At 68.6% G+C, this 26,109-nt stretch carries 23 protein-coding genes; 9 read left to right on the top strand and 14 right to left on the bottom strand.

Annotated elements, in window-relative coordinates:
- Positions 1-22: 22 nt before the first annotated feature.
- The 8 genes from groL to ACQEXA_RS54240 all read right to left on the bottom strand — a co-directional run bounded on the left by groL (position 23) and on the right by ACQEXA_RS54240 (position 8,880).
- Positions 23-1,690: a chaperonin GroEL gene (groL, locus tag ACQEXA_RS54275; protein ID WP_432921339.1), complete on the bottom strand. Its 1,668-nt coding sequence runs from the start codon at positions 1,688-1,690 to the stop codon at positions 23-25.
- Between the two features lie 139 nt (positions 1,691-1,829).
- Positions 1,830-2,855, bottom strand: coding sequence for an NAD(P)-dependent alcohol dehydrogenase (locus tag ACQEXA_RS54270; RefSeq protein ID WP_433133806.1), 1,026 nt, complete (start codon positions 2,853-2,855; stop codon positions 1,830-1,832).
- Positions 2,852-3,586 carry an iron-sulfur cluster assembly protein gene (locus ACQEXA_RS54265; RefSeq protein ID WP_433133804.1) on the bottom strand — a complete coding sequence of 245 codons (735 nt, stop codon included), beginning with the start codon at positions 3,584-3,586 and terminating at the stop codon, positions 2,852-2,854. Before ACQEXA_RS54265 ends, ACQEXA_RS54270 begins: the two co-directional genes overlap by 4 nt.
- Positions 3,583-4,590 (bottom strand): amidohydrolase family protein, encoded by a 1,008-nt coding sequence (locus ACQEXA_RS54260; protein WP_432921348.1) that lies wholly within the window; start codon positions 4,588-4,590, stop codon positions 3,583-3,585. The genes ACQEXA_RS54265 and ACQEXA_RS54260 overlap by 4 nt, the downstream gene beginning before the upstream one ends.
- Before the next feature lie 19 nt (positions 4,591-4,609).
- The gene (gene mimD / locus ACQEXA_RS54255; RefSeq protein WP_432921350.1) at positions 4,610-4,966 is read right to left on the bottom strand and encodes a propane 2-monooxygenase effector subunit MimD; all 357 of its coding nucleotides are present in this window, start codon (positions 4,964-4,966) and stop codon (positions 4,610-4,612) included.
- Positions 4,963-6,093, bottom strand: a complete 1,131-nt coding sequence (locus ACQEXA_RS54250; protein ID WP_433133802.1) for an aromatic/alkene monooxygenase hydroxylase subunit beta — start codon at positions 6,091-6,093, stop codon at positions 4,963-4,965. Before ACQEXA_RS54250 ends, mimD begins: the two co-directional genes overlap by 4 nt.
- Before the next feature lie 46 nt (positions 6,094-6,139).
- Entirely contained in the window at positions 6,140-7,171 is a 1,032-nt protein-coding gene (locus ACQEXA_RS54245; protein ID WP_432921356.1) for an FAD-binding oxidoreductase, read from the bottom strand.
- Positions 7,172-7,236: 65 nt separating this feature from the next.
- A complete protein-coding gene (locus ACQEXA_RS54240; RefSeq protein WP_432921359.1) occupies positions 7,237-8,880 on the bottom strand; it encodes a methane monooxygenase in 1,644 nt (547 codons plus the stop codon).
- A gap of 280 nt (positions 8,881-9,160) precedes the next feature.
- Here ACQEXA_RS54240 and ACQEXA_RS54235 point away from each other — a divergent pair, with 280 nt between their 5' ends.
- Positions 9,161-11,077: a sigma-54-dependent Fis family transcriptional regulator gene (locus ACQEXA_RS54235; RefSeq protein WP_432921362.1), complete on the top strand. Its 1,917-nt coding sequence runs from the start codon at positions 9,161-9,163 to the stop codon at positions 11,075-11,077.
- 51 nt (positions 11,078-11,128) lie between these two features.
- Here ACQEXA_RS54235 and ACQEXA_RS54230 read toward each other — a convergent pair whose 3' ends face one another.
- Positions 11,129-11,344: a hypothetical protein gene (locus tag ACQEXA_RS54230; RefSeq protein WP_432921365.1), complete on the bottom strand. Its 216-nt coding sequence runs from the start codon at positions 11,342-11,344 to the stop codon at positions 11,129-11,131.
- A 275-nt stretch (positions 11,345-11,619) separates the two neighbouring features.
- Between ACQEXA_RS54230 and ACQEXA_RS54225 the strand changes: the two genes are divergently transcribed.
- Positions 11,620-12,108: a hypothetical protein gene (locus ACQEXA_RS54225; protein WP_432930635.1), complete on the top strand. Its 489-nt coding sequence runs from the start codon at positions 11,620-11,622 to the stop codon at positions 12,106-12,108.
- A gap of 81 nt (positions 12,109-12,189) precedes the next feature.
- Positions 12,190-13,710, top strand: a complete 1,521-nt coding sequence (locus tag ACQEXA_RS54220) for an ISKra4 family transposase (RefSeq protein ID WP_433133530.1) — start codon at positions 12,190-12,192, stop codon at positions 13,708-13,710.
- Positions 13,711-13,830: 120 nt separating this feature from the next.
- Here the strand turns inward: ACQEXA_RS54220 and ACQEXA_RS54215 are convergent, their stop codons facing one another.
- A complete protein-coding gene (locus ACQEXA_RS54215) occupies positions 13,831-15,198 on the bottom strand; it encodes a 6-phospho-beta-glucosidase (protein ID WP_432921368.1) in 1,368 nt (455 codons plus the stop codon).
- Positions 15,195-15,980 (bottom strand): DeoR/GlpR family DNA-binding transcription regulator, encoded by a 786-nt coding sequence (locus ACQEXA_RS54210; RefSeq protein WP_432921370.1) that lies wholly within the window; start codon positions 15,978-15,980, stop codon positions 15,195-15,197. Before ACQEXA_RS54210 ends, ACQEXA_RS54215 begins: the two co-directional genes overlap by 4 nt.
- Positions 15,981-16,125: 145 nt before the next feature.
- On the opposite strand from ACQEXA_RS54210, the gene ACQEXA_RS54205 reads away from it, so the two are divergent.
- The 4 genes from ACQEXA_RS54205 to ACQEXA_RS54190 all read left to right on the top strand — a co-directional run bounded on the left by ACQEXA_RS54205 (position 16,126) and on the right by ACQEXA_RS54190 (position 20,344).
- Positions 16,126-17,073, top strand: a complete 948-nt coding sequence (locus tag ACQEXA_RS54205; protein ID WP_432921372.1) for a carbohydrate kinase family protein — start codon at positions 16,126-16,128, stop codon at positions 17,071-17,073.
- A 111-nt stretch (positions 17,074-17,184) separates the two neighbouring features.
- The gene (locus ACQEXA_RS54200) at positions 17,185-18,567 is read left to right on the top strand and encodes an extracellular solute-binding protein (RefSeq protein ID WP_433133800.1); all 1,383 of its coding nucleotides are present in this window, start codon (positions 17,185-17,187) and stop codon (positions 18,565-18,567) included.
- Positions 18,568-18,578: 11 nt separating this feature from the next.
- Positions 18,579-19,526 (top strand): carbohydrate ABC transporter permease, encoded by a 948-nt coding sequence (locus ACQEXA_RS54195; protein WP_432921377.1) that lies wholly within the window; start codon positions 18,579-18,581, stop codon positions 19,524-19,526.
- Positions 19,523-20,344, top strand: a complete 822-nt coding sequence (locus ACQEXA_RS54190) for a carbohydrate ABC transporter permease (protein ID WP_433133799.1) — start codon at positions 19,523-19,525, stop codon at positions 20,342-20,344. Before ACQEXA_RS54195 ends, ACQEXA_RS54190 begins: the two co-directional genes overlap by 4 nt.
- Before the next feature lie 41 nt (positions 20,345-20,385).
- On the opposite strand, the gene ACQEXA_RS54185 is transcribed toward ACQEXA_RS54190, so the two are convergent.
- Both ACQEXA_RS54185 and ACQEXA_RS54180 read right to left on the bottom strand, forming a co-directional pair.
- The gene (locus tag ACQEXA_RS54185) at positions 20,386-21,093 is read right to left on the bottom strand and encodes a response regulator (protein ID WP_433133797.1); all 708 of its coding nucleotides are present in this window, start codon (positions 21,091-21,093) and stop codon (positions 20,386-20,388) included.
- Positions 21,090-21,926 carry a sensor histidine kinase gene (locus tag ACQEXA_RS54180; protein ID WP_433133795.1) on the bottom strand — a complete coding sequence of 279 codons (837 nt, stop codon included), beginning with the start codon at positions 21,924-21,926 and terminating at the stop codon, positions 21,090-21,092. The genes ACQEXA_RS54185 and ACQEXA_RS54180 overlap by 4 nt, the downstream gene beginning before the upstream one ends.
- 136 nt (positions 21,927-22,062) lie before the next feature.
- On the opposite strand from ACQEXA_RS54180, the gene ACQEXA_RS54175 reads away from it, so the two are divergent.
- Positions 22,063-22,788 carry an ABC transporter ATP-binding protein gene (locus ACQEXA_RS54175; RefSeq protein WP_433133793.1) on the top strand — a complete coding sequence of 242 codons (726 nt, stop codon included), beginning with the start codon at positions 22,063-22,065 and terminating at the stop codon, positions 22,786-22,788.
- A complete protein-coding gene (locus tag ACQEXA_RS54170; RefSeq protein ID WP_433133791.1) occupies positions 22,785-25,121 on the top strand; it encodes an FtsX-like permease family protein in 2,337 nt (778 codons plus the stop codon). The genes ACQEXA_RS54175 and ACQEXA_RS54170 overlap by 4 nt, the downstream gene beginning before the upstream one ends.
- Before the next feature lie 358 nt (positions 25,122-25,479).
- On the opposite strand, the gene ACQEXA_RS54165 is transcribed toward ACQEXA_RS54170, so the two are convergent.
- A complete protein-coding gene (locus ACQEXA_RS54165) occupies positions 25,480-26,040 on the bottom strand; it encodes a recombinase family protein (protein ID WP_433133789.1) in 561 nt (186 codons plus the stop codon).
- Positions 26,041-26,109: the final 69 nt, after the last annotated feature.

The raw sequence follows: 26,109 nt of genomic DNA, 5'->3' as shown, positions 1-26,109 counted from the left end.
CTGCCACCCAACGCGCTGCCGGCTAAGGAATGTTGGACGGCCGCGCCAGTCCCTCGGCGAGGTCGCCGATCTCTGGGGAGTGGATGGAGCCGGGATTTCCGATGATCTCCTCGACGATCAGCGTCTCGGTGGTGAGCAGCAGGGCGGCGATGGACGCGGCACTGAGCAGGGCGCTGCGGGTGACCTTGACCGGGTCGAGGATTCCGCGTCGGTGCAGATCGGCGTAGTCGCCGCGTAGGGCGTCCAGGCCGCTGCCGACGGGTAGCGCGGCCACCTTTGCCTCCGCCTCGTCCGGGTCGAGACCGGCGTTGATGGCGATCCAGCGCAGCGGTTCGGCGAGCGCCTTGGCGACGATGGCGCGACCCACCGCGGCGTCCCCGTCACCACCAGCCGGTTCGGGCCCGTCGAGCGCGGCAATCTCGGCCCGGGCGTGCAGCAGCGCCGCGCCGCCACCTGCCACCACGCCCTCCTCGGCCGCCGCCCGGGTGGCGGCGAGCGAGTCCTCCAGGCGCATCTGCTTCTCCTTGAGCTCGATGCCGCTCGCCGCCCCGACCCGGATCACGGCGACGCCACCGGAGAGCTTCGCGATGCGCTCGCCGAGCTTGTCCTGGTCGTGCTCGTTGGTGGCACGCTCCAGCTCGATCTTGAGGTTCTCGATGCGCTCGACCACCCGCTCGTCACCGCCGGCTCCGCCGAGGACGGCGGTGGACCGCTCGGTGGCGATGACCTTCTCGGCGCGGCCCAGGTCATCGAGGGTGACGCCCTCCAGAGTGCGGCCCGCGGTGCCGGTGATGACCCGGCCGCCGGTGAGGGCAGCCATGTCCTCCAGTTCGGCGATGCGCCGGAAACCGAAGCCGGGGGCGCGCACCGCGAGCGAACGGAACGTGCCGTGCGCCGCGTTGGTGACGAGCATGCCGAGCGCGGGCCCGTCGACGTTCTCGGCGATGACGACCAGCGGGGAGCCGGTGCGCATCACCTGCTCGAGGATCGGCATCAGCTCCTGCACCTTGGTGATCTTGGTGTCGCAGTAGAGGAGATACGGGTTCTCCAGGACTGCCTCCATGCGTCCCTGATCGGTCACCATGTACGGGGAGATCCAGCCGCTGTCGAACTCCAGGCCCTCGGCGTACTCGACGGTGATTCCGAAGGTCGACGACTCTTCCACGGTGACGACGCCGGTGCGGCCGACGCGGGCTACGGCCTGGGCGATGGCCTCGCCGATGGCGGGGTCGTTGTTGGCGGACAGGGCGGCCACCCGGACGAGCTCGGCATCAGTGTGCACCGGGCGCGACTGGGTGGTCAGCGAGGCGACGGCGGCCTCGACGGCGGCCTCGATGCCGTTCTTCAACAGCACTGGATTGGCACCGTCGTTGACTGCCCTCAGCCCCTCGCGGACGATCGCCTGGGCGAGCACGGTGGCGGTGGTGGTGCCGTCGCCGACGTCCCCGTTGGTGCGGGTGGCCACCTCCTTCACGAGCTGGGCGCCCATGTTGGCGAAGGGGTTCTTGAGCTGGATCTCGCGGGCGATGGTGACGCCGTCGTTGGTGATGGTGGGCGGCCCGGTCAGCTTCTCCAGGACCGCGTTGCGGCCCTTCGGGCCGAGCGTGACGCGCACTGCGTCGGCCAGCGCGTTCACCCCGCTCTCCAGCAGCGCGCGCGCTTCGGCGTTGAAGCGCAGTTCCTTCGCCATGGCGGTGTTCCCTTCAAATTGGGCTCAAATACGGCGGTGTACGGGACGGTGGTGGCGGCCGTGTGCGGTTTCCGCGGTGCGCCGACCCTCACGAACGGGGTCCACGGAACGGCCGCCACCACCTGCATGGGGGTGTTGATCAGGGCACGATTACGGCGCGTCCGCGCACCCGGCCCTGGTTCAGGTCGTCCAGGGCCCGGCCGAAATCGTCCAGCGGATAGGTGACGGTGTGGAGGGTGACCAGTCCGCGCCCCGCGAGTTCCATCAGCTCCACGAGGTCGGTGTAAGAGCCGACCAGGTTCCCGATGAAGTTGATCTCGGTGGAGATGATGTCGATGGTCGGCACGGACAGGGTTCCGCCGTAGCCGATGACGTAGTAGTCGCCGGCCCGGCGCAGCATCCGTACGCCGTCCTCCAGGGCGCCGCCCTCGCCGACGAAGTCGAGCACGGCCTCGGCGCCCTGCCCTCCGGTGAGCGCGGCGACCTGGTCGACCTGGCTGCCGTCGGCGACGACGGTGTGGTGCGCGCCGAGCGTCTCGGCGAGCTTCAGTGCCTGTGCCGACCGGTCGACGACGATCAGTTCGGCCGGGGTCAGCGCCCGCAGCACCTGGATGCCGATGTGCCCGAGCCCGCCCGCTCCGATCACCACGACCTTGGCGCCCGGAGCGAGCGTGCGGGCTGCCTTCTTCGCCGCGTGGTACGCCGTCAGGCCCGCGTCGGCCAACGCGGCCACGTCGGCCGGGGCGAGGCCCGCCTGGAGCGGGACGACCGCGCGGGCGTTGGTGCGCAGGTACTCGGCGAACCCGCCGTCCGCGTCGATGCCGGGGAAGGCGCTCGCCGCGCAGTGCACGTCGTCGCCGCGCCGGCAGGCGGCGCACAGTCCGCAGGTGCCGAGCGGATGCAGGATCACCGGGTCACCGGGCGCGACAGAGGTGACGGCGGATCCGACCTCCGCGACCCAGCCCGCGTTCTCGTGTCCCTGGACGTAGGGCAGACTCACCCCGCTCTTGGCTTCCCACTGGCCCTCGATGATGTGCAGGTCGGTACGGCACACGCCGGCGCCGCCGATCTGCACGATCACGTCCAGTGGTGAGGAGATCACCGGGTCGGGCACCTCGTCGAGCTGGGGCTGATGGTCGTACTGATGCAGTCGTACGGCTTTCATGACGTTTCCTCCTTTCTACGGCTCACCTGTGTCCAGCCGGCGGGCCCGTAGCGAGTGGCCAGCAGCCCCTCGCAGAACTCGGTGTTGGTGCCAATGCCGACGCCAGCCGTGCGGCCCATGAGCAGGTGCCGCTCCAAAGCGACGGCGGGCACGGCGTGCCCCAAGTTGTCGGTGAACAGCGGTGCGGACGCGTCCGCCTGGAGGCCGAGCAGGGCGCGTCGGCGGCGCAGCGTCACCGTCAGGCGCTCGGGCAAGTCGCCCAGGACCGCGTCGGCCAGCTGACGGTGGGTCCAGCCGCGCTCCATCAGCCGTTTGCCAAGGCGGGCCTGGGCCGCCAGGTGCCCTTTGCGCAGGAAGACGGCGCGCAGCTCCTGCATGCGGTCGGGGTTGGCGAGCCCCGGGAACGCCTCGGCGAACGACTTCTCGCATCCCACGCCCTGGTTGATCTCCTCGGAGGCGAAGTGGTCCTCCAGAACCACCGTGCACTCCCCCACCCAGGACAGCCGGGCCAGCTCGCGCCGAGCGTCCTCCACCATCAGCCAGGCGAAGTTGGGAGCGCAGAAGTAGGTGGGCAGCCGGAGTCTGGCCTCCACCGAGCCGTCGGCGCCGACGCTGACGGAGCGGACGAAGCCGAGTTCGGTGATGGGGCGGTCGAGTTCCGGGTCGAGCACCGCCGCCAGGGCCGCGTTGACGGCGGTGACCCGGTCGACCGCCTCGGTGACGGCGGTCATGCCGCCACCGCTCCGGCGGCGGCCAGTTGGGCACTTTCGGGGACCTTGAGGTCGTACAGCCGCGCGTGGTTGAGGCCGAGGATCTTGCGCTTGACGTCGGTGGTGAGGGTTCCGTACTCGCTCTGCAGGTCCTCGGGAATCTGGAAGTCGACGAACTTCTCGATCAGCCACTTCGGGCTCCAGATCGCGTAGTCGCTGCCGAACACGATCCGGTTGCCGTCGAGCCAGTACAGCAGCTCGCCGATGACCTGGGCGAAGTAGCGGGGGCGGGAGTGGATGAACGGCATGACCACGGACAGGCCCGCGTACACGTTGGGTTCCTGGGTGGCGATCCAGCAGAAGTCGTCCAGGCGGGGCAGCCCGGAGTGCTCCACGACGAAGTTCAGACCGGGGAAGGCGCTGGCCGCGTGGTCGATGTCGGCAACGTCGAAGGCGTCCCGGTTCAGCGGCCAGATGGTGGGGCCCTTGTGGACGTGGATGTTACGGATGCCGAGCTCCTGGCACAGGGCCAGGTAGTCCTGTGCCTCGGGGTCGCTCAGCTTCCAGCCCTTGGAGGAGCCGCGCCATTCGGCGGTGTAGAGCTTGACGCCCCGCAGGTTCCACTCCGCGTGCAGCTTGCGCAGCCGCTCCAGGCCCGCCTCGCCCTCACGCGGGTCGAAGGAGCCGTTGGCGATGAGGCGGTCGGGATACTTGCGGGCCAGTTGCCCGTTGCGCTCGGTGGTGTTGAAACCGTTGCGGTAGAACTCGTGCAGGTAGGTGGGCTGGAAGATGCCCCAGTCGACGTAGCCGGTCTCGAACAGGTCGTGGACCAGGTCCCCTTCGGTGTACTTGCGGAACTTTTCCAGCGGCCACACCCATTCCTCGGGGCTGAGGTTGCGCTGGTAGTCGTAGAAGCAGCGGATGAAGCCCTCGCCGTACTTGTTGGCGGTGTTCTCCTCGCTGGCATCCCAGAAGTGGATGTGTCCGTCGACGATGAAGTAGTCGACGCCGTCCTTGCGGTACATGTGGCCCCTCCTCCCAGAATCAGTCGACCGGCCTGAGGTCGAAGTCGATGTATTCGGCGGCGTCCTCGGGGTTGGCGAAGAGCACCGTGCGGTCGTCGAGGTGGACCATGCGGCCGTAGTGGGTGGACATGATCTCCTCGAAGTCGGTCTGGTCGAAGTCGAAGCCGAGAGCGTCGGAGATCTCGTCGAAGTCGAAGGTGAGAACCCGTTCGCCATCAACGCGGATCATCGACGGGAAGTCGCTCACGGTGACGTTCTCCTTGGCCCGCATCACGTCGGCGACGACATGGCCGTTCTGGTTGTTCATCAGCGTCACACCACACCGGTTCGAGGAGGTGCGGTCCGCGCTGAAGGGCTGTGCGCTGATACTGGTCACTTCGCGGTCCTCTCACTCGTGCGGTCGGCGGGGGCCTTGAGCCCCAGGTCCTCGATGAGGCGGCCGAAGCGCTCCTTGGCGCGGTCGAGGCTGTCCTCGAACCGGACGGGTTTCTCGGCGGGCTGTGACCACAGCGGCTGCAGTCGCCGCGCGGCGTCGAGGCTCGCCGGCACCCAGCGTTCCAGCCACTCCTGGGCGATCGCCTTGTTACCGGCGCCGTGGGTGTCGTCGCCGAGCAGGAGGGTGAACAGGGCGCGGGTGTAGCGCAGGTCACGGTCGTAGTCGTTCTCGCCGGCGCCCATGACGGTGGGGGTGGTGTAGTCGCCGTTGCGGGCGGCGATCTGCAGGACGAGGTGGCTGCGGAACAGTTCGCCGACGAGGGGCTCGAAGACGAGGTTCGTTGCGAACAGGGCCTCGGCCCAGTCCTGTACGGCGGTCAGCCGCTCAGTGGTCTCGCGGACGCCCTGCCACGCCGGGTCCGACTGCCACACATCGCGGTGGGCGGAGCCGTCGAAGCCGTCGAGCTGCTCCTCGATGTCGAGGTTGTACAGCGCGAGGTCCTGGGCGAAGCGCAGTTTGTGGACGCTGTTCACCGCGAGCGCGTTGTTGATCATGTTGGTGGGCGCGGAGCGCTGGATGGCGACGAACACGTGCATGCCCAGGCCCTGTTCGGCGTGCATCCAGGCACCGACGTGCCGCTGGACGAACGAAACCCAGGAGCGGCTCCACTGCTGGTACGCCTCCGCCTTGCGGGCGTTGACGAGATTCTGCTGGACCTGCCGCACGACATTGGCGTTGTTGCGGTAGATCGTCTGCTCCCACTCCTCGTTGGGGTCGAGGAAGCGGTGCCAGTCGGACGACTTGAGGGCGGTCCAGTCCTGCGGGTAGCCGGCGGCCCCGTCGGCGAAGCCGTAGATCCAGCCCTGCAGCAGGTGGCGTTCGGGGTCGGGCTGGACGTCGAAGGTGACGTCCTCGTACATGGTGGCCCGCATCTTGTGCGGCTTGTAGTAGGAGAAGGCGCGGCTGGTGGAGCTCGGGAAGACGAGGGCTCCCGCTTCGGCGTCGGTGAACTGCGGTTTGGGGAAGCTGCGTTCGGCCTTGGCCAGCTTGTCGGCTTGAGTGGTCATGCGTACGGCTCCTCGCATGGGTTAGGAGGTTGGGTGTGTGCGCAGGTCAGGCGTCGGTGGACGTGGTGAACTTGTCCAGGAAGATCCGCTCCTCGGGCATTCCCTTGCCGGTGAGCAGCTCCAAAGCGGCGTCGCACATCGGCGGTGGGCCGCACAGGTAGGCGTCGGCCTGTGACAGGTCGCCCTCGTGCCGGTCGACGACCTCGGTGATCAGCCCTTGCTCGTACGCGCCCGCTCCGTCCTCGGACAGGGCCGGTACGAAGGCGAAGTCGCCGAGGCCGCACCCGAGTTCGGCGATCTCGTCGAGCGCGAACAGGTCCCGCCGGGTGCGCGCCCCGTAGTAGAACCGGGTGCGTCGAGCGCTGCCGGTGGCGGCGAGGCCGCGCAACTGGGCCAGGATCGGCGCCATGCCGGCGCCGCCCGCGAGCAGGATCAGGTCACGGTCCGGTGCGTCCCGCATCACGCAGGTGCCGTAGGGACCCTTGACCGTGAGCGGGTCTCCCGGCGTCAGGGCGCCGTCGAGCAGCCCGGAGAACAGGCCGCCGGGGTAGCGCTTGATGATGAACTCCAGTTGGCCGCCGGGCCCTTCAGCGGGCAGGCCCGCCATGGAGAACGACCGCCACTGGTCGGTACCGGGCACCTGGATGTCCACGTACTGCCCGGCACGGTACGGCAGTTCGTCAGCGGGGTCGACGATCAGGCCCAGCCGGACGATGTCGTGGGTGAGCGGCTGTACCACCGCGACAGTGGTGCGGGCCTCCCGCGGCGGGATGCCGGAGAGGAGCATCTCCTCGTCGTAGTTGATGAGTTCGACGCTGAGGTCGCCGTAGGCGTGCACACGGCACAGCAGGACGTATCCCTCCTCGCTCTCGTAGTCGGCCAGCGCGAAAGTGGAGTAGCGCTCCATCTGCTGGTCGCCGTCGAGCAGAAAGGACTTGCAGGACGAGCACTGGCCCTCTTTGCAGCCGTGCATGAGCATGACGCCCTGGCGGAACGCGGCGTCCAGTACGGTCTCGTCCTCGTCAGCCTCGATCTCGATGCCGACCGGTTCGAATCGGATGCGGTGCTTGTCGCCCACAAGGACCAGCCTTCCGGGGCGGCGACCCCGCGACGGAAACATCGCCGCCCCTGCCTGAGGATCGGTCAGGACATCGACGGTGTGATGTTGGTGCGGCCGCGATAGTCCACGACGTGCGCCTCGCGCTCCTCGTCGGACATCTCGTTGAGCGCCACATTGGGGCTGATGAGCGTGTTGCCGCGGATGTCGTCGAGCGTCCACAGCTTCTTCGGGTCGTCGAGGTCCAGGTGCGGCTGGGGGATCAGCGTCTTGCCGTCGTCGCGCACATAGCCCAGGTCGGTGACGATGTCGGCGAGGTCCTGGCCGTGGTAGCAGCTCTCCCACTCGCGCTTGCCGGTGAGGCGTCCCATCGACGGGGTGGGGCGGCCCTCGTACTCGGGGCGGAACGCGGTGGTGTCGGTCCACGCGCAGGTCTCCGAGCAGTACGTGCGCCACTGGCCGTCGACCTTGTCGACCACCATGTCCTTCCGGACCAGGCACGGCACCATGCAGGACCAGCAGCGGTGCGGGTACTGGTAGCCGACGTCCTCGAACGTGATGGGCTTGTTCGCACCCGGGTACCGCATCCGGTTGTACGCCTCCCACCAGGCGCCGTACTCCGCGTACCAGCCCGGGTACTTGGACTCGAACCATTCGAAGTCCTCGTCCGTCATGCCGTCGATGCGCCAGAAGTTGACGGGCCAGCCGGTGGCGAAGAACTGGGCGGTCTTGTGGACGTAGCCGTCGTCCCAGATCCGCTTCCACGCCGCCTCGACGAGGTCGTGCGGGATCTTCAGGCCGTACTTCTCCAGCGGGATCAGGTACGACCGGTAGTAGTCGTCGTAGATCCAGCGCCGCCACATCTCCGCGTAGCTGTCGCGGTCCTTGCGGCGGTCTTTGCTGCCGTACTCGATGAACGTGCCGATGGCGGCGTCCACCACGCAGTGGTTGTTCCACCAGGCGTAACGCAGGTCGCGCTCCAGGAGCTGCCGGTTGTCCTCGTCGGCCAGCGCCATCAGCAGGATCGAGTAGCCGTTGGAGATGTGCCGGGACTCGTCCGACTGGACCGAGTGGAAGACGGTGGGCAGCAGGTAGTCGCCGTTGGCGGCGGCCTCGGCGGGCATCGCCACGAACAGGGTGTTGGTGAAGGCCGTCTCCGCCACCAGCGTCAGGTAGACGTTGGCGGCGGTGATCGCGTCACCGGTGATGAACCCCTCGCCGAACTGCCGGCCGATGGTGCCCGCGTAGCAGTTGGCGAACGCCTTTTCGGAGATGTCGAACCCGGCGGGGTCGATGTAGTGGTTCATGTAGAGGCGCTTGAGGTTCATCTGGATCGTCGAGTGACGTACCTCGTCGATCATCTGCACCGCGAGCCCGTTGTGCAGCTCCGGGTTGGGCACCGCGCCGATCGCCATCGGCATCGCGCGGGCCGCGCTGATCTCGGGGAAGGGGATGATGGACAGGAACAGCTTCTGCCACTCCATCCAGCGCTCCTGGACCTGGCGGAACATGTTGCCGCGGATCGCGCCGTCCATCGCGCCGTAGACCCGGTTGTCCTTCTCCTCCTCCATCGGGAAGTAGGAGCGCAGGACCTGCTTGAGCGGGTCCTTCTTGGGGGCCTTGTCGAAACGGTAGTCGGTCGCGAAGCGGGTGGCCGGCGTCGCGAACGTCGGCTCCCACGACAACTCGGTGATCTTCTTGTGCGCCTTGCTCAGACTCTGTCGGCTCACGGGTAATACTCCTCCGGCTGACTCGGCAGCGATGGGGCTCCCCCGGGCCCCGGCACAGCCGGGACCGGAGGGAAGGGACCTCGTTCGCCCGGCGCTCGTGGCGGCGCACTGCCGTCGGTAACCGGGGCGTCGCCCATCGTGGGAGCACCTGCGGCAGCCGCGCGTCTCAAGTTGAGACGGGCCTCACATCCCGGGTCTGGCCACCACCGGACTTCCGGACTTAACGTGCGGGACATACCGGAAGCCCGAGAGTCATCGCACGGCAGAAGGCGCAGAGCCGATGGAACCTGTGGAATCCGTGGAACCCGAAACGACAGGACGGTCGCACACCGTCTCCCCGCTCGGCCTGGACCGCCCCCTCCCGCACCTCAATCCCGTCCGTGCACGGACCCACTTCCTGGAAGGCGAGAACGTCTCGCCTTCCGAAGTGCGCCCGCCCATCCTCGACTCCTGGCAGCGCTCACGCTTCTTCGGCGTGGACGCCGACCACATCCAGGCCCCCTACAACGCCGTCTTCGACCCGCATTCCCGGCTCGCCACGGCCGCCCGCCCGGTCCTCGACCGGATCTCCGACGCGCTCCAGGGCACCCCGATGTGCCTCATCCTGACCGACTCCAAGGGATGGGTGCGCGAGCGCAGGACCGGCGACCGTGCCCTGCACCGGCACCTCGACGACATCTGCCTTGCGCCCGGCTTCAGTTACGCCGAGGAGTACGTCGGCACGAACGGCATCGGCACCGCGGCCGAGGACGGCCGTACGGCGCAGGTATTCGGCTCGGAGCACTTCTCCGAACGGCTGCAACTGGTGTCGTGCGCCGCGGCGCCCATCCGCAATCCGGGCAGCGGGCGAGTGCTCGGCCTGATCGATCTGACGTCCTGGCAGCACACCGCCTCGCCACTGATGGTGGCATTGGTCCAGCAGGCCGCCGCAGACATCGAGGAGCGCCTGCTCGACATCGGGTCGGAACGCGAACGCGCTGCGCTGCGCGCTTTCTTGACGTCCCGTCAGAGTTCACGCCGGGCGCTGGTCACCCTCACCGACGGCTTGCTGCTCGCCGACGCGGCCGCGACGGAGATGCTCGGCCCGGCCGACCACCGACGGCTGCGGGAACTCGCCGCCGATCCGACCGGGCTGCGCGAGCAGCGGATGCTCCTCAGCGACGGACGGACCGTGCAGCTCCGGGGCCGCCGGGTGGAGGGCGACGAACCCGGCGGGAACCCAGCCGCTTACCTGATCGAACTGCGGCTGGTCGCGGAGCGGGACGAGTCCACACCGCCGCGCCCCGTGGCCCGGGTGTCGCGGCTGGCCGGCATCAGCGGGTCGAGCCCCGTGTTCCGGAGCGCCGTCAACCAGTTGATCCGCCACTGCGAGCAGGGACGCTGGACGCTCGTGGACGGTGAGGCAGGCACCGGCAAGCACGCACTAGTCCGGGCAGTGCACCGGCATGTGGCGCCTACGGCACCGATCAGCGTGCACGACGCGGCGGACGCGCGGGGCGGCGCGGCGCAGTGGCTGCAGGCCGTCTTCCAGGATCTCGCCGAGGACCGCGGCACGGTTGTACTCCGACATCTCGATCTGCTGTCGGCACCCGTGCTCGGACAGCTCGACGGTGTGCTGCGCACTACGGTCGGGCGCTCCGGCTGGGTGGCCGCGCTGCTCACCCATGACCGGCCTACGCTGCCCGGCGCGGGCGCCGACGCGCTGCCGGGTGCCGACGGAGCGGCCGCGTCACGGCCGACGGATCCCGTCGCCGCGGTGCGAGCGCGGTTCGGGGCCGAGGTCACCGTCCCGCCGCTGCGGCACCGCACCGCCGACATCCCCGCACTCGTCACCAGTCTGATGGCACGCCATGGTGGCGACACCGGAGGCGTCCAGTGCACAGACAGCGCGCTGCGGGCCCTCTCCCGGGCACAGTGGCCGGGCAACGTCCGCCAGCTCGAGGGCTCGCTCCGCTACGCCGAGGCGCACCGCTCGGGCCCCCTGATCGAGCAGTCCGACCTCCCACCGTCCCTGCTCTCCCAGACCCAACACCCGCTGTCCGCCTGGGAGTCCACGGAACGCGACCTGATCGTCCAGTCGCTCCTCGACCACGGCGGCGACAAGGCGAAGGCCGCAAAGGCGTTGGGCATCTCCCGAGCGACGATCTACCGCAAGATCACGGCGTATGGGATCCGGTTGGGGCCGGAGAACGGGTGAAGCCGGGAGGGATGTAGCGCCGACAGGGCCTGGTCGGGCGGGCAAACGCCGTCAGCCCCGGGAGCCCTTCCTCTCCCTTCCCACCCCGGCGTTCCACAGCCACAGGCCGAGCGCCTCCCAGCAGCCGAGGACCGCACCCGTGAGGGCGACTCCGGGACCGGCCGGGGCGCCCGCCACCGAGGCAACCGCGCCGCACACCGCCACCAGGGCCCCGAACCCGCCCACCGCGAGCAGCCGTTCCCGGTGTCCCCACGACCGTTTCACCATGTCCGCCCCTCCCACCCGTCACGCGCCGCCTTGGCGCGTCGCCCTGAGCATGCCCAGGGCCATCGATGAGAGGCGTCTCACTGTGAGACGCCTCGGCCGATACGGTGCCGTGCCACCAAACGATCCGCCGGTCTTCGTCCCGTCGGCCGTGCAGGATACGGTAATTCGAGGTGGGTGCGGATCCTCTCGGGGGACGGTTGAACTTGGGTTTTGCTGATCTGGGTGTGGGTGGGGTGTTGTCGTCTCTACCGTGCGGGTAGAGGAGGCGGTGCCGGATGGGCTCGTTGATCGGGGAACTGGAGGCTCGGCAGGCGGCGGTGCGGTCCCGGGTGGAGGAGCTCGAGCGGGAGATCGCCGTGTTGACCGTGCGGTTGGAGGCTGAGCGGGACCGGCTGGAACGGTTGACCGTGACGCGGGAGACGCTGGAGGAACTCGCGGCTGAGGGAGTGGCCGTGGACGCGGTCGAGCCGGTGGGCGGGGGCCGGGTGGTGGGAGCGCAGACGGTGACCGTGTGGCGGGAGGGGATGAGCAGCGCGGATCTCCCTGCGGTCTACCGCGACATCGTGGACGTGATCGACGACGGGCCCGAGCCGGTGCAGGCGAAGCAGGTCGTGCCGAGGATCGGCCTGCCCGCGCAGACGTCGAAAATCGAGGGGACGCGGTCGAAACTGAAGCGGCTGGTCGAGCGGGGCTGGCTGGACGAACAGACACCCGCACTGTTCACCGCGTCGGCCGGAAGGACGGCGACCGGTTCGGTGCGGTGAGCCAACTCCCGGTGGTCAAGGGGCTCTTCTTCCTACCGTCGTAGGTGCCAACCAGGAACAACGGCCGGAAGAAGAGCCCGGATGGAACGCTACGACACCCACGATGTCCCTGACCCGTTTGCCTGCTCGATGGAAGCGGTGGAGTCGCTGGCAGCACGGCTGTCGGCACCCGAGACCGCCGAGTTGGACCATGCCGCGGTGGAACAGCTGATCGAGACCGATGGCCGGGAGATCCTGCGCCGGTTCTTCCAGGACCACCTCGACCTGCGGGCGGCCCGTGAAGAGCAGGCGCCGCCGCCTCGGGCGGTCTTCGGTCCGGACCGCGAGGTGCGGCCGTACCGCGAGAGGGGGCATGCCCGGCAGCTGACCTGCTTGTTCGGCACGGTGAGTGTGACGCGGTGCGCCTGGCGGAGCCGGGGCCTGTCGAACGTGCACCCGGCCGACGCCCAGTTGTCGCTGCCACGCGGCCGGCACAGCCACGGCGTCAAACGCCTCGCCGTGCGCGAGGCGGTCCGTGGTTCCTACGCGCAGGCCGTCGCGGCGATCACCGACCGGTGCGGGCCGGTACTGGGCAAACGCCGGGCCGAGAGCCTGACCGTCGAGGCCGCCGCCGACATCGACGCCTTCTACCACCACAAGATCGCCTCCCCGTGCACGGCCGACATGCCGCTGGTCATCCAGGTCGACCAGAAGGGGGTGGTGATGCGGCCCGAAGCGTTACGCGAGGCCACCCGCCGCGCGGCCGAGGCAAAGAAGCGGCAGGGCAGGCAGGCGCGGCTCGCACCGGGCGAGAAACCGAACCGGAAACGCATGGCGACCATCGCCTGCGTCCACGACACCCACCCCGCCCAGCGCCGTCCGCACGACATCGTCCACCCACCCGGCGGCCGTACCCGCCTGCGGACGGTGCGGCCCGGCCCGAAAGCGGTCAACCGGTGGTGCACCGCCTCCCTGATCCACGACCCCGACGACGTAATCGCCGAGGCATTCACCCAGGCCACCGACCGTGACCCGGGCCATCACCGGCCCTGGCTCATCCTCGTCGACGGCGCCCGCCACCAACTCGACCTCGTCGAAGCCGAAGCACAGCGCCGCAACGCCAAGATCCACATCTTGATCGACTTCGTCCATGTCGCCGAGTACGCGTGGACGGCCGCGCACGCCTTCCATCCTGTCGGCAGCCTGGAGGCCGAGACTTTCGCCGCCGAGACACTCACCGCGATCCTGCACGGACACGCCGCCCGCGTCGCCGACGAGATGACCGCCCGCGCCGAGAAGGAACAGCTCACCGGGGCGAAACGGGACAGCGTCGACACCTGCGTGCGCTACCTGTCCGGCCACCTCGACCAGCTCCGCTACGACACCGCACTGGACAAGGGCTGGCCCATCGCAACCGGATCGGTCGAAGGCGCGTGCCGGCACCTCGTGGGCGACCGCCTCGACATCACCGGAGCCCGCTGGGGCCTCGCCAGCGCCGAAGCCGTCCTCAAACTCCGCGCTGTCCACGCCAACGGCGACCTCGACACCTACCTCGCCTACCACCACACCCGCGAGCATCAGCGCACCTACCCCGACCAGCACCACAACCAACCCAGCACTTGATCAACAACCTTCCCTCAGAAGGATCCGCACCCAGTCGAGGTTGGCGCAGGGGCGCTGGGGTGGATGATGCGTCGAGGCACCGCCCGGTGTCGGATCGGGTGCCTCGACGGAACAGTTTGGCTAGGGCCTGCGGCTGCTGAATACAGCCGCAACTTCGGGGATGCGCTCGATGTAGCCGTTGAGCAGCTTGCGGCCGATGGTGACCGAGTCGACCAGGGGATGGAGGGAGAAGGCCTTGGTGGCGTCGGCGCGGGAGCCGGTGGTGGCGGCGCTGATAGTGAGGCGTTCGACCGCCTTGACCTGCTGCATCAGGCCAGCCTGGTGCAGGTCGGGTTGGGTGATGGTGAGCGGGTGGACACCGTTGGAGTCGACAGTGACGGGCACCTCGACGACCGCGTCGTGCGGGAGGGCGGAGACGGTGGTTCCGTTGCGCACATTGAGGATCATCGTCGCGCGCTCGTTGCGGCTAATCGCGGCCATCACCGCGAGAGCGACACCGGCATAGCCGTGGTGCGCGGGGTCCGGCTGGAAGTATTCGTCGGCCTCGGCTTCTCCCTGTACGGCGCCTTTGGCCTCGGCCATGTAGTTGGCGCTGCGGTTCGCGACCGTCTCCCGCCACAGCGACACGGCCGTGCCCTCGGCCGCCTGTGTCACGCGCCTGTAGAAATCGTGCTGTTGACGGGCGAGGAACTCGCCGCGGGTTTGCGGGGCGTCGAGGATGCCTCGGACGGCGTCCCGGTTGAAGTAGTAGTAATACAAGTACTCGTTGGGGATCACGCCGAGGTCGCGCAGCCACTCGGTGCCGAAGACCACGCCCTCCTCCAGGTCGCCGAGGCGTTCGTCGGCGAGGAGGCGGGGCAGGACGTCCTCGCCGTCGTGTAGGACGCGGCGCATCCAGCCGAGGTGGTTGAGGCCGACGTAGTCGAACTGGGCCCGGGACGGGTCGAGGCCGAGGGCCCTGGAGATGCGGCGGCCCAGGCCGGAGGGGGTGTCGCAGATGCCGAGGACGCGGTCGCCGAGGACGTTCTGCATCGCTTCGGTGATCATCCCGGCCGGGTTGGTGAAGTTGATGACGTAGGCGCGTGGAGCGAGGCGTCGCACCCGGTGCGCGATGTCGAGCATGACGGGTATGGTGCGCAGTCCGTAGGCCAGGCCGCCGGGGCCGGTGGTCTCCTGGCCGAGGATGTTGAGGTCGAGGGCGACCCGCTCGTCGCACATCCGCCCCGTCAGTCCGCCCACGCGGATGGCGGCGAACACGAAGTCGCTGCCCTCCAGGGCGTCGTCGAGCGAGGTGGTGACCGTCACTCGTGGCGCGTCGGCGTGGCCGTCCGCGAACCGGGCGAGTACTTCAGCCATCGCCTTCAGCCGGGCCGTGTCGGTGTCGTACAACCACACATCGTCGATACGGGGGGAGCCCTGGTCGCGCAACAAGGCCTGGTAGACGAACGGCACACGGAATCCGCCGCCGCCAAGGACGGTCAACTTCATGCGAGTATCACCTTTCGGTCCGCCTCTCGGCAGAACTGGAGCGTGTTGGGGTCGGCACCGCCGGTGGTGATCAGGACGTCGATGTCCGAGAGCGAGCACACGCGCAGCGATCCGGTGCCTGGGAACTTGGTCTCCGCAGCGACCAGGACGACCGTGCCGGCCGTCTCGATCATGGCTTGCTTCAGGGGTGCCTCGACGGTCATGTTGTCCACCACGTGGCCGTTGGGTCGCACTCCGGTGCAGCTGAGGAACAGCAGGTCGGCGCTGACCTGGCGGAGTGACTGCTCGGTGAGGGAACCGACCAGGGACTGGTAGTTGCGGCGCAGCACGCCGCCGAGCATCACCAGCCGTACGGCGTCGTCGTTGCGGAGTTCATCGAGCACCGCAAGGCTGCTGGTGATGACGGTGACGGGGCGCCCGCGCAGCCGCCGGGCGATCGCTCGGGGCGTGGTTCCGATGTCCAGGACGATCACGCTGTTGTCCTCGACGAGCTTCACGGCCTCATCGGCCATGGCGTCCTTGAGCGCCTGATCGCGCGTGGCGACGACATCGAACGGAATCTCGTCCATCGCCTCCTCGGCGGCGGGTTCCGCGGCACCGCGCAGGGACAGGGCCGCACCGCCGTAGGTGCGGACCAGTTCGCCGTTGCGGTCCAGTTCCGTCAGGTCCCGGCGGATCGTGGACTCACTGACCTGCAGCCGTTCGGCGAGCTCGCGCACCGAAACCACTCCGGTCGTCCGGAGCGATTCCACGATCTTCGCGTGTCGTTTGCTTGAGGTCACGCATGAAGAATAGCCCCGATGACCGACTTCGGTCACTCAGTGAAGGGATGCTTGTTCGCTGCTGACTGACTCTTGTCAATCCATGAGCGCGGTGCTCATAGTTGAGCACTTCACGAACGGTTGCACCGGACGGAGGCGTTCCCCCGTGCTCGATGTGGTCTTCGCCGGCGAGGTGTTCTGTGACCTCGTCTTCTGCGGCACCCCGCACCTGCCCACCCCAGGAACCGAGGTGTACGCCGACCGGTTCGCCGTCTCCGCCGGCGGAACCGCGAACCGCAGCGTCGCCGCAGCGCGACTTGGGCTGCGCACGGGGCTGTTCGGTGTGATCGGCACCGACCTCTTCGGCGAGCATCTCGCCGCCCGGCTGGGAGCCGAGGAGAACCTGGACCTGACGTGGCTGCGCCGCGACGGCTCAGTGCAGACCCCCGTCACGGTCGCGGTGACCAACGAGCACGACCGCGCCTTCATCACCTACGAGGAAGAAGGCGCCCATCGCCTTGAGGTGTGGGAGGGCGAACTGCCCGACGTACGCTTCCTGCAGCTTGGCATCGGGCGCCCGCTGCCCGGCTGGGCGGCCGAGCTCCGCGCCCGCGGCACGCGCGTGGTGGGCGGCGTCGGCTGGGACCCCACGGGCCACTGGTCACGCGCACTGCTCACCCGGCTTGCCGAAGTCGACGTCTTCGTCTGCAACGCCGTCGAGGCGACGAGCTACACCCGCACCGGCACGATCGAGGAGGCCGTGAAGGTTCTCGCCGCCCTCGTACCCGATGTCGTCGTGACCGACGGTGCCAGCGGTGCGGTCGCGGTGGACGGCGGCACCGGCGAATTGGTCCGGGTTCCCGTTCCCCGCGTGCCGGCCGTCGATCCCACCGGCGCCGGTGACGTGTTCACCGCAGCGCTGATCACCGGCCTGATCCACAGCTGGCCCCTGTCCGCTCGTCTCCGCTTCGCCGGACTGTGCGCCGCACTGTCGGTGCAGAGCCTGGGCGGCGCGAACAGCGCACCGCACTGGCATGCGATCGACGCCTTCCTTGAACGCACCCCCGGCATTCCGGACGCGGACCTCACCCGCATCCGCGCGGTCATGCCCTAGCCGGACACGCGCAGGCCCAAGCTCTCGCGCGCCTAGCACCCCCTCACTCCGAGGGACATCGCCCCTCAGCTTCCCCGACGACTGCTCCACCAGCACGAGGAGGACCACCCCATGACCGAGACGACACCACATTCGCGTCGGCGTGTCATCGCCGCGGCCGCGCTTGCCACCGGCATCTTGACCGGCGTCGCAGCCTGCGCACCCGGCCCCAGCAGCGGATCGCCCGCCGACACGAAGAAGACCACCGGCCCCATCTCCACCAATCCAGCCAAGGCCGGCAAGGTCACTCTCACCGAATGGGACCAGAACACCGACCCCGGCACCAACGCCTCCACGGAAGCACTCAACAAGGCGTTCATGAAGAAGTACCCGAACGTCACCATCAAGCGCGTCTCCCGGTCCTTCTCCGACCTCAAGACGACCCTCAAGCTCGCCCTGTCCTCCGCCAACCCGCCCGACGTCGTCCAAGCCAACCAGGGCTACCCCGACATGGGCGCTTTCGTGAAGGCCGGGCTGCTGCAACCCGTCGACACCTACGCCAAGGCCTACGGCTGGGACCCCTCGTTCCCCGCCCAACTGCTCGACCTCAACAGGTTCACCTCCGACGGCAAGACCTGGAAGACCGGGAACCTGTACGGCGTCTCCCAGACCGGCGAGATCGTCGGCATCTACTACAACAAGGCCAAACTAAAGTCCCTCGGCCTGTCCGCCCCGACCACGCTCCGGGAGTTCGAGACCGCTCTCGCCAAGGCGAAGGCCTCCGGCCTGCAGCCCATTTCCTACGGAGACGCCACCAAGAGCCCCGGCATCCACCTCTTCGGCATTGTCCAGGCCGCCACCGCCGGCAAGGCCGAGGTCCGCAAGCTCGTGTTCAACGAGGGCGGCGCCAAGTGGACGGACTCCGGCAGCCTGAAGGCCGCGGCCACCCTGCGCACCTGGGCCACCAAGGGCTACCTCGGCTCCGGCTTCAACGGCAAGAGCGAGGACCAGGCCGTCGCCGCCTTCTCCCAGGGCACGTCCCTGTTCCTGGTGGACGGCACCTGGCAGTCGGCCGCACTCGCCCCGAAGATGAAGAACAACGTCGGGTTCACAGCACTCAGCCCCGCAGACGGGCAACCCCCGCTCACCCAGGGCGGTGAGGGTCTCGCCTGGGCCGTGACCTCCAAATCCAAGCACCCGGACGTGGCCGCCGCATACATCAACTTCCTCGTCGACCAGCAGGGCATGCAGGTGGCCGCCGACAACGGCAACCTGCCCGCCCTCCCGCCGGCCGACTACAAGCCCGCCGCGGACACCGTCTACGCCGAAGTACTCGCCGAGTGGAAGGCCGTCAGCCAGAAGGACGGCCTGCTGCCGTACCTCGACTACACCACCCCGACCTTCTACGACACCCTTACCGCTGCCGTGCAGGAGTTGACGGCCGGGCAGCTGACGCCCAACGCCTTTGGCGCGCAACTCCAGTCGGACTACTCCTCGTTCCAGCAAGGCAGGTAGGTGCGACCCCCATGGTTGTTACCGCACAAGGTCCGACGGCGCGCAGGCGCTCGGCCGACACCTCCGCCCGGCGCCCGGCCGGGCGCCGCGGCCACATCCAGTGGAAGGGCTATCTGTACATCTTTCCGGCGCTGACCGTCCTGACGGTGTTCCTCCTGGTGCCGCTCGGTCAGCTGGTCCAGATCTCCCTGTACCACTGGGACGGTGTGTCCGCCTCCACTTGGGCCGGACTCGCCAATTACACCGACATTGCCCAAGACCCGCAGTTGCGCGACGGCTTTCTCCACTCCTTCGTCCTCATCATTTTCTTCGCGGTCATTCCGATCGTGCTCGCCCTGCTGCTCGCCGCCGTCACTACCCGCGCTGGCCGACTGCGGGGGGTCTCCGTCTTCCGCGCCATGATCTTCCTACCGCAGGTCGTCGCAATGGTCGTTACTGCCACCGCCTGGACGGCGATCTACGCCCCAGACGGCGTGCTCAACGCCGCCCTGCGCGCTATCGGCCTGAACGCCGTCACCCGCCCCTGGCTCGGCGACTTCTCCACAGCGCTACCCGCCGTCGGACTCATCGGCACCTGGCTGGAGATCGGCCTGTGCCTGGTGCTGTTCATCGCCGGCATCGGCCAGATCCCGACGGAACTGTATGAGGCAGCCAAGCTCGACGGAGCAGGCGCCGCAAGGGAGTTCTTCGCCGTCACCCTGCCCGGGCTGCGCGGGCAGGTCACCGTGGCCCTCACGCTAACCGTGATCGCAGCCCTTCGCACCTTCGACCTGGTGTACGTCGCCACCCATGGCGGTCCGGGCAATGCCACCAGCCTGCCCGCCTTCGAGGTCTACAACCGTGCCTTCGGCACAGGTCAGGTCGGCTCGGCCTGCGCCATCGCCGTCGTACTGACCGCGGTGATCCTGCTCATCACCTTCCTGATCACCAAGCTGCAGCCCAAGGAGGACGGGACATGATCTCCCGTCGTGAACGCGCCCTCAACTACGCCATCTTGACGGCATTCGCGGCGTTGGCGCTCGTGCCGCTGCTCGGTGTGGTGACGTCCGCGCTGACCCCGGTCGCGCAGTCCTCGCCCTCCTTCACATGGCCACATCACCTCGACTGGGGCAACTTCGCCACTGCATGGCGCCAAGGCCACTTCGCCACCTATCTGACCTCCAGCATAGTGGTCGCGGTATCGGTGGTGCTCCTCACGTCCGTACTGGCGATCCTCGCCGGCTTCTCCTTCGCACACTTCGACTACCCGGGGCGGTCGCCGCTGTTCTACGTCACCCTGATCGGCTTGATGGTGCCGCCCGAAGCCTTCGTGATCCCGCTCTACTTCAACCTGCGTGACGCCGGAGTCACCGACTCGTACTGGTCCCTGATCCTGCCGCAAACCGCCCAGTCGCTCGCCTTCGGCGTCTTCTGGATGCGCAACTTCTTCCGCTCAGTGCCGGTCAGCATCATCGAGGCAGCGCGCCTCGACGGAGCGTCGGACTGGCGGCTGTTGTGGCGGATCCTGGTACCCACCAGCCGCCCCGCGCTGCTGACAATGGCCATGCTGGTGTTCATGTGGACCTGGAACGAATTCCTGCTCCCACTCGTCATGATCACCGACGAGAACAAGCGCACTGCCCCATTGGGCCTGGCGTTCTTCCAGAGCGAGCACACCACCCAGTACTCGCTCCTCGCCGCCGCCTCCATCATCGTCGCCCTGCCGGTGGTCGCACTGTATGTGCTCCTGCAGCGGCACTTCATCTCAGGCATGCTGTCCGGCGCAGTGAAAGGCTGAAGACGCCGGGGGGGCGTGCGGCTGTAGGACGCCGGGCCAGCCTATTCGCCCGATTCGCCTAGTGCGACGAGTCCGGTTTCGTAGGCGAGGACGACGGCTTGGGCGCGGTCGCGGAGGGCGAGTTTGGCGAAGATGCGGGTCACGTGGGTTTTGACAGTGGCTTCGCTGATGGTCAACTCGCGGACGATTTCGGTGTTGGACAGGCCGCGCCCCACGAGGGCGAGGATCTGCCGTTCTCTGGGGGTCAATCGGGCGAGGTCGCGGTGGATCGCAGGTGGCCGGCGGGCGTGCCCGTGATCGCGTTCGCTGCGTGTGCCGTGCGCGAAGCGTTCGACGAGGCGGCGGGTGATTGACGGGGCGAGAAGGGCGTCGCCGGTGTTGACGAGGCGGACGGAAGCGGCCAGGTGTGCGGGGGTGACGTCCTTGAGGAGGAAGCCGCTGGCTCCGGCGGCGAGAGCGTCGTAGACGTAGCGGTCGAGGTCGAAGGTGGTGAGGATAAGGACCCGGCAGTAGGTAGCCTGATCGAGGATCAGCCGGGTCGCCTGCAGGCCGTCCATGGTGGGCATGCGGATGTCCATGAGCACGACGTCCGGCTGGAGTTCGCGGGCCGCCGCAACCGCCTCGGCCCCGTCGGATGCTTCGTCGACCACGTCGATGCCGCGTGCGGTGAGGATCATGCGGAAGCCGGTGCGTACCAGGGCCTGGTCGTCGGCGATCAGGACGCGTGGGGCGGGGTCGGCAAGGGTCACGGCTGGTCCAGCGGGATGCGTGCGCGGACCCGGTATCCGCCGCCGAGGCGCCGTCTGGCGTCCAGGTGGCCGCCGTAGACGGCCACCCGTTCCTTGAGCCCGAGCAACCCGCGCCCGGCTCCGCTCTTTCCGCCACCGGTCACGGGCTTTTTTGCCGCGAGGTTGGCGCCGGTGAGCACGCTGGGGCCGCTGTTGAGCACCTCCACGCGCAGGTAGTGGTCCGCGTAGCGCACGCTCACCTCGGCCTTGGTCCCGTCGCCGTGTTTGAGTGCATTGGTCAGTGCCTCCTGCACGATCCGGTACGCGGTCGCGTCGATCCCGGCGGGCAGCGGCCTCGGTTCCCCGGAGATGCGGACCTCCACGGGTAGCCCGGCGAACGCGATCCGGTCGATCAGCGCGCTGAGCCGGCTGAGGCTGGGCTGCGGCGACAGGTCCGTCCCATCGTCCTCGCCGCTTGGCGAGGGCGCGAGCAGGCCGAGCATGTGCCGCAGCTCCGTCATGGTGTCGCGGCCGGCGGTCTCGACGGCGAGCAACGCCGCCGCAGCCTCGTCGGGTACATCGCCCAGCACGTCCCGGGCGGCTGCGGCCTGGATCACCATGACGCTCACGTTGTGGCTGACGATGTCGTGCAACTCCTGCGCGATCCGTGCGTGCTCGGCGTCGACGGCGGCCTGGGCGGCGCTGGCCCGTTCCCGTTCCAGGAGCCAGCCGCGCTCCTCCAGGGCCGTGCGGTGCAGGCGCCGGGCCCGGACGAGCGCCACGGCCAGCCACCCGGCGGCCACGCATGCCGCGGCCAGAGCGGCTGCCAGCCAGGCCGTCCCAGAACTCCACACCGGACCATCCTTGCAGCGCTCACCGCGGTCCGCGTCATGCCCCAGGTGCAGCCGCATACATCCCCGGTATGACCCGGCCGAAGGATACCTCCGGGGTCTGACGATCGGCGCTTGCGGCCGTGTTTGGCTTCCTGCCATGACGAGCGAAGACGGCACGACACCCGACGACGGCACGAGAGGGGTCATCGTGCGGCTGGACGGCGTGCGCAAGGAGTATGGGGACACCACCGCGCTGGACGGGATGTCGCTGGAGATCCGGGCCGGGGAGGCGGTCGCGGTGATGGGGCCGTCCGGGTGCGGCAAGTCGACGCTGCTGAACATGGTCGCAGGCCTCGACCGTCCCACCGCCGGTTCCGTGATCGTGCACAACGAGAATCTCCGGGCCCTGAACGAGACGGGGCTGGCGCTGTTCCGGCGGCACCACATCGGGATGATCTTCCAGTTCTTCAACCTCATCGACGACCTGCCAGCGCTGGACAACGTGGCGCTGGCCGCGCAGCTGACCGGCACACGGGCCCGGCACGCACGCAGGCGGGCGCTGGAGTTGCTCGACGAGCTCGGGATCGCCGACCGCAGGAACATCTATCCGGCGGCGCTGAGCGGTGGTGAGCGGCAGCGGGTGGCGGTGGCCCGAGCTTTGATGAACCGGCCCGCGCTGCTGCTGGCGGACGAGCCCACCGGTGCGCTGGACAGCCGCTCGGGCGAGCAGGTGATGGATCTGTTGCTCGATTTGAACCAGATCGGTCAGACGCTGCTGATGGTCACCCACGATCCGCGGCTGGCGGCCCGGTGCGCCACTCGTCTGGTCGAGGTCACGGACGGCCGGGTGGCCCGCGAGAGCAGCGTGGAGCGCACCGCATGAGCGCGGTGTGGCGGGTTGCGCGTGCCGCGGTGCGGCGGCGCAGGCTTCAGACATTCGTGATCGGTGTCGTCGTGCTGTTGTCGACCGCGACCCTGGTGGTCGCGCTGGGGCTGCTGGATGCCGCCGCGGGCCCCTTCGACCAGGCGTTCAACCGGCAGAGCGGTGCGCAGATCACCGCGGCCTTCGCTCCCGCCAAGATCTCCGACCACCAGTTCGCCCAGACCGCCCGTCGTCCCGGTGTCGAGGCCGCGTCGGGCCCCTTCGGCCAGGCCGTCGTCGAAGTGCCGGCAGGCGCCGGCATCCTCAGCGCCGGCAGGCGCCTGACCGTGGTGGGCCGGGCCGATCCGGCCGGCCCGGTCGATCGACTCAACCTGTGGGCGGGCCACTGGGCCACCGGCCCCGGCGAGATCGTCTTGGAGGCGCCGCCGCTGGCGGGGAACTCGTCCGTCGGCGCAAAGATCACGCTGCCTTTGGGTCCGGCGCTCACCGTCGTCGGCATGGCTTCCAGCACGACCCGCACCGCTGGCGCCTGGGTCGCGCCCAGCCAGATCGCGGCCCTGCACCCGACCGGCACCCAGATGCTCTACCGCTTCACCTCTGCCGCGACCACCGCTGAGATCCGTAGCGATCTCGCCTCCGTCACCAGCGGCCTGCCACGCGGGGCGCTGCTGAACTCGACGTCGTATCTCACCGTCAAGGACCAGGTCGACTCCGGGCCCGGAACGTTCGTGCCCTTCCTGATGGTCTTCGGCGTCCTCGGGCTCATCGTCGCCGTCGTGATCATCATCAATGTGATCAGCGGTGCGGTGGTGGCCGGGTTCCGGCACATCGGAGTGCTCAAGGCCATGGGATTCACCCCACCTCAGGTGGTCGAGGTCTATCTGCTGATGGTGTGCGCCCCGGCGATCCTCGGCTGCGGCGTCGGCACCGCCCTCGGCAACGTCCTGGCGATGCCGCTGCTGAAGAAGGCATTCGAGTCGTTCATCTCAGCGGGTGTCATCCTTCCCGCGAGCGTGAGCCCCCTGGTGGATGTCGCCTGCCTGCTGGGAGTACCGGCCCTGGTCGGCCTGTCCGCGCTCGTCCCCGCACTCCGTGCCAACCGCATGCCCGCGGTGGAGGCGCTCAGCGCGGGCAGCAGGCAGCACGCCGGGCGGGCCATGCGCATCCAGCGCTGGCTCGCTGGCACGCGGCTGCCCCGCTCGGTCAGCCTCGGCCTCGGCCTGCCGTTCGCACGACCGGCCCGCAGCGCCCTGACCATGGTGACCGTGGTACTCGGCGTCACCGTCGTGACGTTCGCCATCGGCCTGACGGGCACGCTCAACAAATTCCAGAATGCCGACCCCTCCCACAACAGCGCTGGTGTCCAGGCCGTACTGCAGGCGGGCGGACCCCAGGGCGAGCGGGAACCCAGGACAGCGGCCACCACGAAGCTCGGTGACGAAGGAACGCAAAAGCTGCTGCGTTCGCTGCCGGGCGCGGTCAACGTGACCGCCGAGGCCGACGTCCCGCTCAACATCGCGAGTTCCACACAGACCATCGGCACCACCTTCTACCGGGGCAGCAAAGGGAACCTCGGCTTCAAGATCGTCAAGGGCCGCTGGTACCACGGTCCGGGCGAGATCGTGCTCTCGTCGAAACAGGTGTACCAAAGCGGTCTCGCGGTCGGCGACGGACTCACCCTGGACCTGAGCGGCAGGCAGACCCACGTGACCATCGTCGGCGAGGTCATGACCGGCCCGGGTGACTCCTTCGCCGACTGGACCACGCTCCAGCGGCTCTCTCCGCACGCCACGGCCCAGAACTACAACGTCCAACTCGCCCACGGCACCGACGTCAGCACTTACCTCACCAAGGCGCAGGCCGCCGATCCCGGCCTGTCCAAGGGACAGCCGCCCACCACCTCCACCACCAACGTGATCATCACCAGCTTCGCCTCACTGATCACCCTCATGCTGGGCACGGTCTCGGCACTCGGCGTCCTCAACACCGTCGTCCTCAACACCCGCGAGCGCCGCCGCGACCTGGGCATGCTCAAGTCGATCGGAATGACCCCCCGCCAGGTCACGGCGATGGTGGTGACATCCATGGCGGCTCTCGGCCTGCTCGGCGGAATGCTCGGCGTGCCGCTCGGAGTCGCCGCACACCGCCTGATCATGCCGCTCACCAGCCGTGCGGCCGAGACCGACCTCCCCAGCTCCATGCTCGACGTCTGGAACGCGCCGATGCTCGCACTGCTGGCACTCGCCGGAGTCGCGATCGCCGCACTCGGGACACTCCTCCCGGCAAGATCGGCGGCACGGCTGACCATCGCCGAGGTACTGCACAGCGAGTGACGAAGTCCGGCCTGAGCACCCCACACCGGCCATGCCACCAGGGGAGATCAGGCCGGACTCGTGGGCAACTATGTCGCACCGTTGGGGCGTGCGCCGCCGTGCGACCGGTGTCACCAAGCACCACTTGTGGCTCCAACGACGCAAAGCGCTCTGACACAAGCTCCACCGTACGGAAACGATTGTTCGCGTTACACCTTGGCGGTGTGTCAGTTTTCGAAGTCGTCTGCACGGATGAGCTGCGGGTTCACCACTGCGTGCAGGGGAGTATGGATACGCCGGGCAGCACGAAGTCGTCTGCACCACGGTGAAGGTGGGCCGGAGTCGCGTGCGCGCCGGAGCGCCGTGGGACGCGGCGGGCTCAGTCGGCGGCGGGTACGGCGCGCAGGTAGCTGTAGACAGTCTCGCGGCTGATGCCGAACTCTCGGGCCAGTACGGATTTCTGTTCGCCGGCGGTGGCGCGCTCGCGCAGTTCGCGGGCTTGCTCGTCGGTGAGCGCGGGCTTGCGGCCGGTGTAGGCCCCGCGCTGTTTGGCTGCGGCGATTCCCTCACGCTGGCGCTCCAGGATCAGTGCGCGTTCGAACTCGGCGAACGCGCCCATCACCGACAGCAGCAGGGTCGCCATCGGAGAGTCCTCCCCGGTGAAGGCGAGGTTCTCCTTGGCGAACTCCACCCGCACTCCCTTGCCGGTCAGCATCCGTACCAAGCGGCGCAGATCGTCCAGGTTGCGTGCGAGCCGGTCCATCGAGTGCACCATCACCGTGTCACCCTCGCGCACGAACGCGATCAGCTCTTCCAGCTTCGGGCGGGCCGCGTCCTTCCCAGATGCCTTGTCCGTGAAGACGCGTTCCACTTCCACGCCATCGAGTTGGCGGACGGTGTTCTGGTCGACGCTACTGACCCTGATGTACCCGACCCGCATCCGCGTGCCCCCTCCGAACCCGACTACCCGCCGAAAACGTCCGAGTGAACTCTAAGAGCCTGCCGGACG

This window comes from Streptomyces sp. CA-106110, from assembly GCF_050936285.1.
Classification (GTDB): domain Bacteria; phylum Actinomycetota; class Actinomycetes; order Streptomycetales; family Streptomycetaceae; genus Streptomyces.
The sequence above is the reverse complement of the archived record's forward strand: the minus strand, read 5'-3'. Positions and strand labels throughout refer to the sequence as shown.